Origin of the sequence: Flavobacterium sp. (assembly GCF_041911335.1) — a bacterium.
GTDB lineage: Bacteria > Bacteroidota > Bacteroidia > Flavobacteriales > Flavobacteriaceae > Flavobacterium.
This window is the reverse complement of the sequence record NZ_JAYRPD010000035.1, coordinates 1-14,067: the sequence shown is the minus strand read 5'-3', so window position 1 is coordinate 14,067 and position 14,067 is coordinate 1. Positions and strand designations below refer to the sequence as shown.

Here is a 14,067-nt window from a genome sequence, read left to right as displayed (position 1 = left end):
CAATCATGAGTCAATTTGATGTAACCATTATTGGTTCTGGCCCTGGAGGATATGTTGCGGCTATCCGTTGTGCCCAATTAGGTTTTAAAACAGCTATTATTGAAAAATATTCAACTCTTGGAGGAACGTGTTTAAATGTGGGATGTATTCCATCAAAAGCATTATTAGAATCTTCGCATCATTACGAAGAGTTACAACACTTTGCTGATCACGGAATTGAAGTTTCGGGAGATGTAAAAGTGAATCTTGAAAAAATGATTGCTCGTAAACAAGCAGTTGTGGATCAAACTTCTGATGGTGTAAAATTCTTAATGGATAAAAACAACATTACTGTTTTCAACGGAGTAGGTTCGTTTGAAAGCGCTACTTCTGTAAAAGTGACCAAAGAAGATGGTTCTTCGGAAATCATCGAATCTAAAAATATTATTATTGCTACAGGTTCTAAACCATCCAATTTACCATTTATCAAATTAGATAAAGAGAGAATCATCACTTCTACTGAAGCTTTAAAATTACCAGAAGTTCCAAAGCACTTAGTAATCATTGGTGGAGGAGTTATAGGAATTGAGTTAGGTCAAGTGTATTTACGTTTGGGAGCGCAAGTTTCTGTAGTAGAGTTCATGGATAGAATCATCCCAGGAATGGACGCTGCTTTATCTAAAGAATTGACTAAAGTATTGAAAAAACAAGGAATGAAATTCTACACGTCTCACAAAGTGCAATCGGTTGAAAGAGCTGGAGATGTTGTAACGGTAAAAGCAGAAAATGCTAAAGGAGAAATCATCACGTTAGAAGGCGATTATTCATTAGTTTCTGTAGGTCGTCGTCCTTATACAGATGGATTAAACGCTGAAAAAGCAGGAGTAAAAGTTACCGAAAGAGGTCAAATCGAAGTAAACGATCATTTACAAACTTCGGCTTCAAATATTTATGCAATTGGTGACGTAGTTCGTGGAGCCATGTTAGCACATAAAGCGGAAGAAGAAGGTGTTTTAGTTGCCGAAATCTTAGCAGGTCAAAAACCTCATATTGATTATAATTTAATTCCTGGAGTTGTTTATACTTGGCCAGAAGTTGCAGCTGTTGGAAAAACAGAAGAGCAATTAAAAGCAGAAGGTGTAGCTTACAAAGCAGGAAGTTTCCCATTCAAAGCATTAGGAAGAGCTAGAGCAGGAGGAGACACTGACGGATTTGTAAAAATCTTAGCAGATGCTAAAACAGATGAAGTTTTAGGCGTTCACATGATTGGTGCAAGATGTGCTGATTTAATTGCTGAAGCAGTAACCGCTATGGAATTCAGAGCAAGCGCAGAAGATATTTCAAGAATGTCTCACGCACACCCAACGTTTGCAGAAGCTATCAAAGAAGCAGCATTAGCAGCAACTGATAACAGAGCATTACACGTGTAATTAATTATTCAATTTATATTTTTATGAAAAAAACTTTTTTTATCTCTGCCTTAGCAATCTCATTATTATTACCAAGTTGTGCATCAATTGTTTCTGGAAGCCAACAAAAAATTGAATTCAATTCTACACCTGCTGGAGCTATTGTGTGGGTTGATGGTGCTAATTTGGGAGTAACTCCAGTTACGACTAAATTAGAAAGAATTAAGAAAAATCAAAAAGTTAAAATTGAATTACAAGGATACAAGCCTTATGAAATGACTTTAACTAGAAAAACTAATGGTTGGGTATGGGGTAATATCGTTTTTGGTGGTATTATCGGATTAATTATCGATGCTAGTTCAGGTGCAATGTATAGATTAACTCCAGAACAAATTAACGCTCAATTAGCTAATGGAGTTGTTATGAATAAGAAAAATGATACTTATATTGGAGTCGTTTTGGTAGCTGATGAAAATTGGGAAAAAATCGGAACCATAGAACAAAAATAATATAACAAAAAGCATATAAAATCAAACCCAAATTTCATTTGAAATTTGGGTTTTTATTTTAATAAATTATTTAAAAAACTTTTTATATCCCAAAAATCCTAAAAACCCAATTAAAGCAAAAGGCCAAAGTACCACAATAAACGAAATAATGTGTTCCAAAATAAACCAACCCGTTTTTACACTATCCCAAATTTGTAATCCAATATTTGGTCGGTAAGCGTTGATGCTTTTTTCATTGGCAACCATTTCTTGCTTAATGCTTTCATCTTGGTAAATGTTTAGCGTTAAAGTGCTAAAATTCACTTGGTCTTGTAATGATAAATTCTGCAATTTTGAAGCGTCATTTTGTTCTTTTTTTGCATCTAATGTTTCTTCTGCTTTTACAACTTGATTTAATTTCTTTCCTTTCGAATCAATGGCATTTGCCAAACGTTTTTCAGATGAATTACTTCTTTTTTGTGCTAATTCATTGGATAACATTTGTAAGGAAACATCATCTGCTTTAATGATGCGATAATCTAAAAAGTGAATTTGTTTCGCAATGGTTTTAATCACTGTATCCATTTTCGTATTCGGGACACGAATCGTGATGTTGTTATCCACTTTATATTTTGTAGTCACTAAAGTGCTATCCTGACTCACTTTGGTTCGGTCTTCGCTGTGAATGTTGCTTTGAAGATTGGTATAGGTTACAAATCCACCAAATTTCGTAGTTGCATCTTCAATCGCATAAGTCGATTTGGCGACATTCTTGACTTTAAATTTTACATCAGCCGTTCGAACAAATTTCCGATTGCTGTTTTTATTTTCAACAGCTGCTGATGAAGAAATTACACTAGTGCTGTCTGCCGATTCAGCTAAAGAGTAATTTAAAGCTTCTTCTCTGCTTTCTGCAGATTCTTTGCAAGATAAGACCATACCAAGTGCAAGCATAGTCAATACGATTTTGGTGTTTTTGTTCATAAAAATTCATTTTTAAAGTTATTGATTAATTGTTTTTAATACGTGTAGTTTTAGAATCAATAAAAATGAATTTTTAACGGGTTAGTTGTTGAGGCAAGAATAAAAACCGTGCCAAATTTTAACATTTGAACCATTTTCCAACAACTATTTTTTTGTTGTACTTTTACGAAGTAAATTTTCCAATTTGAGAACAGTAATTACAAAAGATATTTCGCCCTTTTCCGATTTTAAAAACCAACTTTTACATTGGGCCAACCAACACAGAGAAGTCGTTTTTTTAGATTCGAATCAGTATCATCAAAAGTATTCGAGTTATGATGCAGTTTTAGCTGTGGATGCTTTTACTTCGATTAAAACCGATTACGAAAATGCGTTTCAAGATTTGTATCAGTACCAAAGTCAAACGAAAGATTGGTTGTTTGGTTACTTATCCTACGATTTGAAAAACGATACCGAAGCTTTACATTCCAACAATTTCGATGGATTAGATTTCCCAGATTTGTTTTTCTTTCAACCTAAAAAGTTGTTTTTGATTAAAGAAAATCAGGTTGAAATTCATTATTTACGAATGTGTGATGACGAAATAGAAGCAGATTTCGAAGAAATTTTATCTATGGCATCCATCATCCATCATCCATCATCCATCAATATCCAACAACGCATCTCAAAAGAAAACTACCTTTCCAAAGTTTCAAAAATGCTCGAACACATTCATCGTGGCGACATTTACGAAGCCAATTTCTGTATGGAATTTTTTGCCGAAAATGCTGAAATTGAACCTTTAGAAATTTATCAAAAGTTGAATGCTATTTCGGAACCACCATTTGCATTGTATTTCAAAAATAATTTCCAATATTTACTTTCGGCTTCACCAGAACGTTATTTGAGAAAAGAAGGTTTAAAAGTCATTTCCCAACCTATAAAAGGCACGGCAAGAAGAAGTTTTGATGTAAAACAAGACGAACAATTAAAATCAGATTTAGCTCAAAACGAAAAAGAGCGTTCGGAAAACATCATGATTGTCGATTTAGTTCGAAATGATTTATCGCACACCGCCACAAAAGGAAGCGTTCAAGTGGAAGAATTGTGTCAGATTTATACGTTTAAGCAAGTACATCAAATGATTTCAACTATTGTTTCGGAAATAGAAAATACGACTTCACCAATTGAAATTCTAAGAACCACTTTTCCTATGGGAAGTATGACTGGCGCACCCAAAATTTCAGCTATGCAAATCATTGAAGAATTAGAAGAAACAAAACGCGGTTTGTACAGTGGAGCGGTGGGTTATTTTACACCAACTGGCGATTTCGATTTCAATGTGGTCATTAGAAGTATTTTGTACAATTCAAAAAATCAATATTTATCTTTTTCTGTTGGAAGTGCTATTATTTCTCAAGCTATTCCTGAAATGGAATACGAAGAATGTTTGTTGAAGGTAAAGGCAATGTTTGAGGTTTTAAAATAAAATAGTTATGAAAAAAATATTCTTTGTTTTAATTGTTGTTACTATTCTATTTTCATGTAAATCTTCTATTTCAGAAGTAAATCATATAATTGATAAAGAATTCGAGATTTATAAAGTTTCCAATTCAAAAGCTACTTTGGTATTGTTTCCTTGTTTTCCTTGTGATATTGAAAACACAAAAAATGAATTTCCTATCATCGAAGAAGCTAATAAGAAAGGCGTTTCTGTTATTTTAATGAATTATAATTTTAAACTTTATTTGAAAGATAGTGAATTACAAAATTTGTCCAAACACTTTAATTCAATTTTTGAAAATAATAAATTGAGTACTGATAATGTATATATTGGTGGATTTTCAGGTGGTGGAAATGTCACTTTGTTACTAAGTAATTCTTTGATTAAAGAAGAAAATTCAATTCAACCAAAAGGAGTTTTTATTGTTGATTCGCCTATTGATTTATTGGGTTTGTATAAAGTTGCTGAAAAAAATATTATTTCAAATTTTTCTAGTGAATCTGTTCAGGAAGCAAATTGGATAATAGATAAATTTAATTCTGAGTTTGGTAATCCAAAAGATTCCATTTCATTATATAAAAAACTATCGCCTTACACTCTAGAAACCAATACTATTTCTAATGTAGAAAATCTTAAAAATTTAAAAATCAGGTTATACACTGAGCCTGATTTTGATTGGTGGTTAAAAAATCGGAAAAACCAAAAAGATGAGATTAATTCTTATTTTATAGAACAACTTTATAATGATTTAAAAATTAAAGGTTTCCAAAAAATCGAATTAATTAACACTAAAAACAAAGGCTATAGAGCTGATGGCACAAGACATCCACATTCTTGGGCTATTGTAGATAAAGAGAATTTACTAAATTGGGTATTAGAGAAAAATTAATTCCTTATTTTTGGTCATGCTAACAAAATTCCAATATCATATCGAACAAAATTTCGCCCAACTAAAAGACAAGAAATTGCTTTTAGCAGTTAGTGGTGGTGTTGATAGTATGGTTTTATTGGATTTATTTTACAAGTTGAGGTTTGATATTTGCATAGTACATTGCAATTTTCAACTTCGTGGAGAAGAGAGCGATGCAGATGAATTGTTAGTTAGAGAAATATGTCAAGAGGGATATATTCCTTATTTTATTGAGTCGTTTGACACACTCGAATTTGCTAAAGAAAACAAACTTTCCATTCAATTAGCTGCTCGAAAGCTGCGTTATGATTGGTTTCATGAACTTTTATCGGAAAATCAATTGGATTATTTGGTTACCGCGCATCATTTGGATGACAATGTAGAAACGTTTTTAATTAATTTTACTAGAGGAACAGGTTTAGAAGGATTAACGGGAATTCCAGCTCAAAATGGAAACATTATTCGTCCGTTGTTGCCGTTTTCAAGAGAAGAAATTGAAAATTATGCCAATGAAAATAAAATTCAATGGCGAGAAGATTTGAGTAATGCTTCAGACAAGTATTTTAGAAATAAATTACGTCACAATATTGTTCCCATTTTAAAAGAATTGAATACAGGATTTTTAGATTCGTTTCAAAATACTTTACATCATTTGCAACAAGCAGAAAGCTTAGTTGAAGACGCTTCTGAATTGGTTTATGAAAAAGTGGTTGAAGTAAAAGAAAATCAATTAGAAATTCATTTGAATTCTTTGCTTCAATTTAAAAATTACAAAGCGTATTTGTACCAATGGCTGAAAGATTACGGATTTTCGGCTTGGAATGATATTTATGATTTGGTGGAAGCACAATCAGGAAAACAAGTGTTTTCTGAAACTCATATTTTATTGAAAGACCGAGAGAAATTAATCCTTACAGAAAGAAAATCAATTGATAAATCGGAAGTTTTTATTATCGAATCGTTAGATAGTAAAGTTAATATTCCCTTAAAACTTAGGTTTTATAAAGGAGTTAACATTTTTGAAACAGTTTCCAATTGTATATTTGTAGATGAAAGTAAGATCAAATTTCCATTAACGATTCGAAAATGGCAAGAAGGAGATTATTTTTATCCATTAGGAATGAATGGAAAAAAGAAATTGAGCAAGTATTTTAAAGACGAAAAATATTCGCTTTTAGATAAAGAAAATCAGTGGTTATTATGTTCGGAAGATCAAATTATTTGGGTAATTGGAAAACGAGCAGATAACCGATTTACAAGTAAAGAAACAACACATAACAGTATAAAAATCGTATTAGAAGAATGAGAAAATATTTTGTCTTAATCGCCTTAATTTTTGGATTTTTTGGAAATGCACAAATTTTAAATCCGGTCCAATGGAAAACTAAAGTAGTTCAAAAATCAGCTACTGAATTTGAATTGGTTATGGATGCTACCATTGAAAACGAGTGGCACATGTATTCGCAATTTACTCCAGAAAACGGACCACTTCCAACGGTTTTTGATTACAAAAACGCAAAAGGAAATTTCGATTTAGTTGGGAAAACCAAAGAAAGTCCATACAAAAAAGTATATAACGATATTTTTGAAGTAGACGAATATTATTTTGCAAAAACGGCTCAGTTCAAGCAAATCATAAAAGTTACCAATCCAAAAGTAAAAGAAGTAAAAGTTTATGTGGAATACCAAGTTTGTAAAGAACAATGTATTCAGCAAGATGCTACGTTTACTTTTAAATTACCTGAAATTAAGGTAGAAGATGTAGCGTCAACAAATGTAATTACAACAGATACAACAACCGTCAATTCTGATACAACAGCAGTTGCGACATCAGTTACAGAAAAACCAACAAAAGAAGTTGCTGCAACTACAACTCCAAAAACAGAAGAAAAGGGGTTGTGGTCAATTTTCTTTTTAGCTTTCTTTGGAGGATTTGCAGCATTGTTAACACCGTGTGTTTTTCCAATGATTCCTATGACAGTGAGTTTCTTCACGAAGCAGAGTAAAACAAAAGCAGAAGGAAAGAAAAATGCTATTTTATATGGAGTTTCTATCATTTTGATTTATGTGATTCTAGGTTCATTAGTAACAGGAATTTTCGGTGCAGATTCATTAAATGCATTATCAACAAACGTTTGGTTTAACTTAATTTTCTTCGGTTTACTAGTGTTTTTCGCAGCATCTTTCTTAGGAGCCTTTGAAATTGTTTTGCCTAATTCATGGGCAAATAAAGTTGACCAACAAGCCGATAGAGGTGGTTTTGTAGGAATCTTATTTATGGCATTGGCTTTAGCTATTGTATCCTTTTCTTGTACAGGACCAATTGTTGGAACATTATTAGTAGAGGCTGCGTCTAAAGGAGGTTTAGCACCAATTATTGGAATGTTAGGATTCTCATCAGCTTTAGCATTACCATTTATGTTATTCGCGATGTTCCCAGGTTGGATGAACTCGTTACCTAAATCAGGAGGTTGGTTAAATACCGTTAAAGTTTCATTAGGATTTTTGGAGTTAGCATTAGCATTTAAATTTTTATCGAATGCTGATTTAGTAGTGCAAGCTCATTTATTAGAAAGAGAAGTTTTTATAGGAATATGGATTGCGATTTTTGGAACTTGGGCAGCATATCTTTTCGGAAAATTAACGTTGCCACACGATAGTCCTATAACTCATTTATCTGTTGGAAGATTGTTTATGGCGATTTTCGTTACGATTTTTACCATTTATCTAATTCCAGGATTATGGGGTGCTCCATTAAAAATTATTTCAGGATTTCCACCACCAATGACTTATAGTGAAAGTCCAAATGGAATAGGTACTTCAGGAGGAAATTCAACAGCATCAATAGCACTTCCAGAAAACGCTCATTTGGGTCCACATGGAATCATAGCTTTTCACGATTACGAAGACGGATTGGCTTATGCGAAGAAAGTTGGAAAACCAATTTTATTAGATTTCACGGGTCACGCTTGTGTGAATTGTAGAAAAATGGAAGATTTTGTTTGGTCGAAGCCAGAAATCTTATCCATTTTAAAAGATCAAGTTGTTTTGGTTTCATTATATGTCGATGACAAACGCGAATTACCAAAAGAAGAGCAATACGTATCAAAGGAAACAGGTGAGGAAATTGTAACGATTGGAAACAAATGGAGCGATTATCAAATTACTCGTTATAAAAATAATGCCCAACCTTATTACATTATTTTAGATAGTGATGGAAATGATATCACACAGCAAATTGGTTACACGCCGAATGCAGAAGAATATAAGAAATGGTTAGAAGAAGGTATTTCAAAATTCAAAAAATAAATCAAATCCCGAGCAATCGGGATTTGATTATTTCAAAAATTTTTCTATATTTGCATGTATATAAGCCATTTAAATAGTATAAGCCATGTTAGTAAAAGTATTCGGAAGCGCCGTTTTTGGCGTAGAAGCCACTACAATCACAGTAGAAGTAAACACAGAAAAAGGAATCGGTTATCATTTAGTTGGTCTTCCCGATTCGGCCATAAAAGAAAGCAGTTTTCGTATTGCTGCAGCACTTAAAAACAATTCCTATCAATTTCCCGGTAAAAAAATTATTGTAAATATGGCGCCTGCCGATTTACGAAAAGAAGGTTCTGCTTACGATTTAACTATTGCAGTTGGAATTTTAGCGGCTTCTTCCCAAATAACCTCTAAAGAAATCGAAAATTACATCATCATGGGCGAATTATCGCTTGATGGAACTTTGCAACCCATTAAAGGAGCATTATCTATTGCAATTAAAGCCAAAGAAGAAGGTTTTAAAGGGATAATGATTCCCATTCAAAATGTTAAAGAAGCGGCAATCGTTGAAAATATTGATGTTTATGGAATTTCTAATGTAACAGAGGTTATTGAGTTTTTTGAAGGAAAAGGAAATTTAGAACCCACAAGAATTGACACAACCGAAGAATTTTCAAAAACCTTAAATTTTCCAGAACACGATTTTGCCGATGTCAAAGGTCAGGAAGGAATTAAACGTTGTATGGAAATTGCGGCAGCTGGTGGACATAATATTATTTTAATTGGTCCGCCAGGTTCTGGAAAAACCATGTTAGCCAAGCGATTACCAAGTATTTTACCACCAATGACGATGCGTGAAGCTTTGGAAACCACCAAAATTCACTCAGTAGCAGGAAAGACGAAAGACGTGGGTTTGATGGCTCAACGTCCCTTTAGAAGTCCTCATCACACTGCGAGTTCGGTTTCTTTAGTTGGTGGTGGAAGTTATCCACAACCAGGTGAAATTTCTTTAGCTCACAACGGCGTTTTATTTTTAGATGAATTGCCAGAATTTAAACGAGAAGTTTTAGAAGTAATGCGACAACCTTTAGAAGATAGGGAAGTAACGATTTCAAGAGCCAAATTTACCATAACGTATCCTTCTTCGTTTATGTTGGTTGCAAGTATGAACCCAAGTCCTGGCGGTTATTTTAATGATCCAAATGCACCTGTTACATCATCTCCAATGGAAATGCAACGTTATTTGAGTAAAATATCGGGACCACTTTTAGATAGAATTGATATTCATATTGAAGTTACTCCAGTTCCATTTGAAAAATTAACCGAAACAAGAAAAGCGGAGAGTAGTGCCGAAATTAGAAAACGTGTTACAAAAGCAAGAGTTATTCAATCTGTACGTTTTGAAAATCTCGATTACATTCATTATAACGCGCAAATGAGTAGTAAACTCATACGTGAATTTTGTATTTTGGATGAGGTTTCGTTACAATTACTTAAAACGGCTATGGAACGATTGAATTTATCGGCAAGAGCTTATGATAGAATATTAAAAGTTGCGAGAACAATTGCCGATTTAGAAACTTCTGAAAGTATTCAGTCACACCATATTGCAGAAGCAATTCAGTATAGAAGTTTAGATAGAGAAGGTTGGTTGGGATAAAACCAACCTTATTCTACAAATTTATAATAACGAGCGCCTTTTAAAACAGGATTATTATTTTCAATATAATCCAAGATGAATTCGTTTTTAGGTTCTAAAACAGGAGTTTTTAGTTCTTTTTTATGTAATTTTTCATACATCTCAAAATCGATTGGAACTCTATGTTCAATTTGTTCGGCTAAGTTAGTTTTTAATATGGTTTCTTTCCAATGTGCTTGAATTTCGCCTTCAAAAACTTTTGATTTTGAACCGCTTCCATAAGCAATGAATCCTATTTTTTTAGAAACTAAATCAGCATTTTCTGTTGCCGAATAATACAAAGCCGAAAGTAAACCTAGAAAAATAGAACCAGTATAAATATTGCCTACAGAACCTGAAGCAATTTCTGATGGATATATTTTTGAATTTACTAGTGCCAAATATTCTGGTGATTTTGACAATGCTCTTATTTTATCTTTTACTGTTTCTCCTTCTTGTTGGTTTAACAAATTGGGATTTTCATTAGCAAAAATTTCGATAAAGGTTCTTCTACCTTGAAAACAGTAGGGAAGGTGCATTAAAATTAAATTCCAATTATTGAAAATTACATCAGTTTGATTGCTTTCTTTTTTATAGTTTTCATAAGCAGCAGTAATTCGATTGATATAACATTGATTGGAATATTGTCCATCAAAAACTGGTTGTTCTTTGATTATGGTAACTTCTGATTCTAAAATATCAAACCAATTTTCATTTGCTTCATTTCCTGTAATTGCATTTTTATTGATGGTTTGTTTTGGTTTAAAAAAATCAAAAACACCTTCGGTAGAAACACCCGTTTCATTTGAGAAAGCTACAATTTTAGGATTTGCCGTTATAAGCATCGCAATTGCACCAGCTCCTTGAGTATATTCACCTGTAGAGTTTAAATCATATTTGGCGTTGTCAGTAGCAATTACAATGGCTTTTTTATTTGGATGTAATCTAATGTAGTCGGTACAAGTTTGTAAAGCATCAACAGCACCAATACAAGCGAAAGTTAAATCAACAACATCACAGTTTTGAAGTACTTTTGCACCTAGCTTTTGTTCAATTAAATTTAGAATATAAGAAGCAATAGGTTTTGAGTTATCCACACCGCTTTCTGTTCCAACATAAATTTTAGAAATCTCAGAAAGGTTGATATTTTCTTGTTCAATAAGTTTTAATAAAGCATTTGCACCTAGAGTTACAATATCTTGATTCACATCCAAAAAACTCATTTTATGTAAACCAAGTCCTTTTATTAATTTATCAGCTTCAATATTTCTGTGATGCGCCAAGGTTGAAATGGGTAAGTAAATTTTTGGGATTTCAAATTGTATCGCGTCGATTCCTACTTTCATTTTATAATTTTATTTTTCCAAAAATAGAAAAGGTATGTTCAAAAACTGCTTGAACATACCTTAAAAATTCGATTGTATTTTTCGTTTTACGAATTATCTAAAATCAATATCTATTTTTTATCTAATTTAAAAAAATAGGTAATTAAAATTATAATTCTTCAGAAAAGGTATCACCTTGGTTGATATCACCCGATTTAAAACCTCTCATGAACCATTTCATACGTTGTTCAGATGAACCATGAGTAAATGAATCAGGTACAACATGACCTTGCATTTTGCTTTGAATAGCATCATCACCTACGGCGTGAGCAGCACTTAAAGCTTCGTCAATATCACCTTCTTCTAAATATTTCTGATTGTAATGTGCCCATAAACCGCCATAAAAATCGGCCTGTAATTCTAAGCAAACAGATAATTTATTGGCTTCGGCTTCGCTTTTTCCTTGTTGTAATTGTCTTACTTTCCTAGAAGTTCCAAGTAGAGTTTGAACATGGTGACCTACTTCATGAGCAATTACATATGCGATGGCAAAATCACCACCTTTCGCTCCAAAACGAGTGCGAAGTTCTTCAAAGAAAGCTAAATCCATATATACTTTATGATCGCCAGGACAATAAAAAGGTCCAGAAGCTGAACTTGCACCACCACAAGCGGTTTCAACAGAACCAGTAAATAAAACCATTTTAGGCTGTTCGTAAGTTCCCAAATTATTTTCTTCAAATATTTTAGTCCAAATATCTTCGGTATCAGCTAAAACAGTTGAAACGAATTCGCCCATTTCTTTTTCTTCTGGGGTAAGTTCTCTTTGTTCTACTTGTTCTGTTTGTTGTGCACCTTGGCTTTGCTGAATGGTATCGACAAACGGTGCTGCTTCTGGAAAAAACATTTTTACAAGAAAAAAGACAATTGCAATGGCACCTCCACCAGCAACTACTTTTCCTCCGCCTGACATTCCTCTTCTATCTTCTACGTTGTCACTTTGACGTCTGCCTTTCCATTTCATGTGAAATATTTTTAAAAATTATTAAAATCCGAAACGAACTCCTAAATATAAATCGGCTTGTTTTCCGCTATCGGCTAAAGCTGTAAAAACACTGTTTGAACCAATGAAAAATCCTGATAATCTGAATCCGATTCCACTGGTGAAGCCTGAAATTTCATTAGATGCTAATGGAGCATAAGCTTCAAACCATTTTGCTGAAAATCTTGGAATTAAAGTATATGAATTTTGCGTTGTGATAAAATCACTTTTGCTATCATCGCTAACTTTTTGATTGATGCTTCCTGTTACAAACCATTTTTTAGTTAAACGAACATCGGCATAGGCATTAATTACGGTTGGTAATTTCACTGTATAGTCAGCAGTACTTGAAGTCGATTGAAAATAAGCTGCGTTTGCAGGATCATTTAAGATTGCTTCAATTTCTGATAAACTTTCAACATTTTCAAATTGATTCAAATCTAAACTTTCTAAATTATCAACATTTAAAATATAGTTTTTACTTAAGTTGTTATCCGATTTAAAAGTCATTGAGCCTATATTTTTGATTGAAAGTCCTGTGTTTAATCGGTAACTGTTTGCATCATTTTCATCTTTCCATCGGTAATTTACAGCAATATCCGTTGCAAATCCGTTAATACCTTGTGAGAAAAATTCGTTATAATTTCCTTGGTCGTTGTAATCGTTTGCTAAAACTCCAGCGTAAGCGATATTAATGTTAGCTGTAGCATCAACAAGTGAAATATCACCAAAATTATTTACAATTGTTCCATTTAAATTATCTGCAGAAAAGTTGGCGTAAGCTCCAGGAAATAATAAGCGTAAATTAGTACCAACATTAAGTTTGTGTTTTGGAAGATCGATTAAATTTCGAGCAATTGTTAAATCGATTTCTCCCCAAGTGGTTGCATTTAATCTTTGATTGTCGTTTGATGAAATTACGGTTTGAGAAAAAATATTACTTAACTCTCCATTCTGAATTGCATCACCTAATTTAGAATCTAAGTTTATAACATTGGCTTTAACATTAGCAAGTGAAGTAATTCCAAATCCCCATTTTTTATATTTGAATGCAAAAGAAGGACCTAAAATTTGAGCATCTAATCTTAAATTAACCGCTTCATCTCCTTCAAAAATTTTATCTTCTAAGTTATCTCCGCTTACTAAATCACTAAAAGTTAGTTTATTATTAGCCATACCTAGTGAAAAATTGAAGAGGTTAGCTTCATATTTAGTGTTCATATTAACTAATTCGGCTGGATTGTTATTCGCATTCAATAAACCGCCTCTTTTAGAAGTTGATATTCCACTGAAGTGTTCTTGAGAATAGGAGTAACAAGTTGTAATTAATGTTAGAGAAAGAATTAAATTTTTCATAGATTAACCCGTTGGGTGAAATTAAATGATTTGAATTTTGATATTATTAATTGGTCTGTCAAAGATAAATTTATTGATATATTGCACTAATGTTAGAGAGGTTATTTTTGCTAAAATTCTAGTTTTAAAACCTTCAAAAGATT

11 protein-coding genes and 1 pseudogene are annotated in these 14,067 nt (G+C 32.7%); 7 read left to right on the top strand and 5 right to left on the bottom strand.

Annotation, left to right across the window (positions count from 1 at the left end):
- Nucleotides 1-5: 5 nt before the first annotated feature.
- Together lpdA and ACE3PD_RS04655 are read left to right on the top strand one after the other, a co-directional pair.
- On the top strand, nt 6-1,409 hold the full coding sequence (lpdA, locus tag ACE3PD_RS04660) for a dihydrolipoyl dehydrogenase (protein WP_374399993.1): 1,404 nt from the start codon (nt 6-8) through the stop codon (nt 1,407-1,409).
- Nucleotides 1,410-1,432: 23 nt separating this feature from the next.
- Nucleotides 1,433-1,897 (top strand): PEGA domain-containing protein, encoded by a 465-nt coding sequence (locus ACE3PD_RS04655; protein ID WP_374399991.1) that lies wholly within the window; start codon nt 1,433-1,435, stop codon nt 1,895-1,897.
- Between the two features lie 66 nt (nt 1,898-1,963).
- Here ACE3PD_RS04655 and ACE3PD_RS04650 read toward each other — a convergent pair whose 3' ends face one another.
- The gene (locus ACE3PD_RS04650) at nt 1,964-2,860 is read right to left on the bottom strand and encodes a DUF4349 domain-containing protein (protein WP_374399989.1); all 897 of its coding nucleotides are present in this window, start codon (nt 2,858-2,860) and stop codon (nt 1,964-1,966) included.
- 184 nt (nt 2,861-3,044) lie between these two features.
- On the opposite strand from ACE3PD_RS04650, the gene ACE3PD_RS04645 reads away from it, so the two are divergent.
- The 5 genes from ACE3PD_RS04645 to ACE3PD_RS04625 all read left to right on the top strand — a co-directional run bounded on the left by ACE3PD_RS04645 (nt 3,045) and on the right by ACE3PD_RS04625 (nt 10,183).
- Nucleotides 3,045-4,328: an anthranilate synthase component I family protein gene (locus tag ACE3PD_RS04645; RefSeq protein ID WP_374399987.1), complete on the top strand. Its 1,284-nt coding sequence runs from the start codon at nt 3,045-3,047 to the stop codon at nt 4,326-4,328.
- Between the two features lie 7 nt (nt 4,329-4,335).
- Nucleotides 4,336-5,232 carry a hypothetical protein gene (locus ACE3PD_RS04640; RefSeq protein ID WP_374399985.1) on the top strand — a complete coding sequence of 299 codons (897 nt, stop codon included), beginning with the start codon at nt 4,336-4,338 and terminating at the stop codon, nt 5,230-5,232.
- A 16-nt stretch (nt 5,233-5,248) separates the two neighbouring features.
- The gene (gene tilS / locus ACE3PD_RS04635) at nt 5,249-6,559 is read left to right on the top strand and encodes a tRNA lysidine(34) synthetase TilS (protein WP_374399983.1); all 1,311 of its coding nucleotides are present in this window, start codon (nt 5,249-5,251) and stop codon (nt 6,557-6,559) included.
- Entirely contained in the window at nt 6,556-8,562 is a 2,007-nt protein-coding gene (locus ACE3PD_RS04630) for a cytochrome c biogenesis protein CcdA (protein ID WP_374399981.1), read from the top strand. Before tilS ends, ACE3PD_RS04630 begins: the two co-directional genes overlap by 4 nt.
- An 85-nt stretch (nt 8,563-8,647) precedes the next feature.
- Nucleotides 8,648-10,183, top strand: coding sequence for a YifB family Mg chelatase-like AAA ATPase (locus ACE3PD_RS04625; protein WP_374399979.1), 1,536 nt, complete (start codon nt 8,648-8,650; stop codon nt 10,181-10,183).
- An 8-nt stretch (nt 10,184-10,191) separates the two neighbouring features.
- Here ACE3PD_RS04625 and ACE3PD_RS04620 read toward each other — a convergent pair whose 3' ends face one another.
- The 4 genes and pseudogenes from ACE3PD_RS04620 to ACE3PD_RS04605 form a co-directional block, all read right to left on the bottom strand.
- The gene (locus ACE3PD_RS04620; protein ID WP_374399977.1) at nt 10,192-11,547 is read right to left on the bottom strand and encodes a hydroxymethylglutaryl-CoA synthase family protein; all 1,356 of its coding nucleotides are present in this window, start codon (nt 11,545-11,547) and stop codon (nt 10,192-10,194) included.
- Nucleotides 11,548-11,695: 148 nt separating this feature from the next.
- Nucleotides 11,696-12,550 (bottom strand): neutral zinc metallopeptidase, encoded by an 855-nt coding sequence (locus ACE3PD_RS04615; protein WP_374399975.1) that lies wholly within the window; start codon nt 12,548-12,550, stop codon nt 11,696-11,698.
- A 21-nt stretch (nt 12,551-12,571) separates the two neighbouring features.
- Entirely contained in the window at nt 12,572-13,924 is a 1,353-nt protein-coding gene (locus ACE3PD_RS04610) for a hypothetical protein (protein WP_374399973.1), read from the bottom strand.
- Between the two features lie 21 nt (nt 13,925-13,945).
- A pseudogene (locus tag ACE3PD_RS04605) lies at nt 13,946-14,067 on the bottom strand (IS982 family transposase); the annotation flags it as partial.

Coding starts and splice junctions, on each gene's coding strand:
- ACE3PD_RS04610 (WP_374399973.1), bottom strand. CDS start 13,924: ATGAAAAATTTAATTCTTTCTCTAACATTAATTACAACTTGTTACTCC.
- ACE3PD_RS04630 (WP_374399981.1), top strand. CDS start 6,556: ATGAGAAAATATTTTGTCTTAATCGCCTTAATTTTTGGATTTTTTGGA.
- ACE3PD_RS04620 (WP_374399977.1), bottom strand. CDS start 11,547: ATGAAAGTAGGAATCGACGCGATACAATTTGAAATCCCAAAAATTTAC.
- ACE3PD_RS04650 (WP_374399989.1), bottom strand. CDS start 2,860: ATGAACAAAAACACCAAAATCGTATTGACTATGCTTGCACTTGGTATG.
- ACE3PD_RS04625 (WP_374399979.1), top strand. CDS start 8,648: ATGTTAGTAAAAGTATTCGGAAGCGCCGTTTTTGGCGTAGAAGCCACT.
- ACE3PD_RS04640 (WP_374399985.1), top strand. CDS start 4,336: ATGAAAAAAATATTCTTTGTTTTAATTGTTGTTACTATTCTATTTTCA.
- ACE3PD_RS04615 (WP_374399975.1), bottom strand. CDS start 12,550: ATGAAATGGAAAGGCAGACGTCAAAGTGACAACGTAGAAGATAGAAGA.
- lpdA (WP_374399993.1), top strand. CDS start 6: ATGAGTCAATTTGATGTAACCATTATTGGTTCTGGCCCTGGAGGATAT.
- ACE3PD_RS04655 (WP_374399991.1), top strand. CDS start 1,433: ATGAAAAAAACTTTTTTTATCTCTGCCTTAGCAATCTCATTATTATTA.
- tilS (WP_374399983.1), top strand. CDS start 5,249: ATGCTAACAAAATTCCAATATCATATCGAACAAAATTTCGCCCAACTA.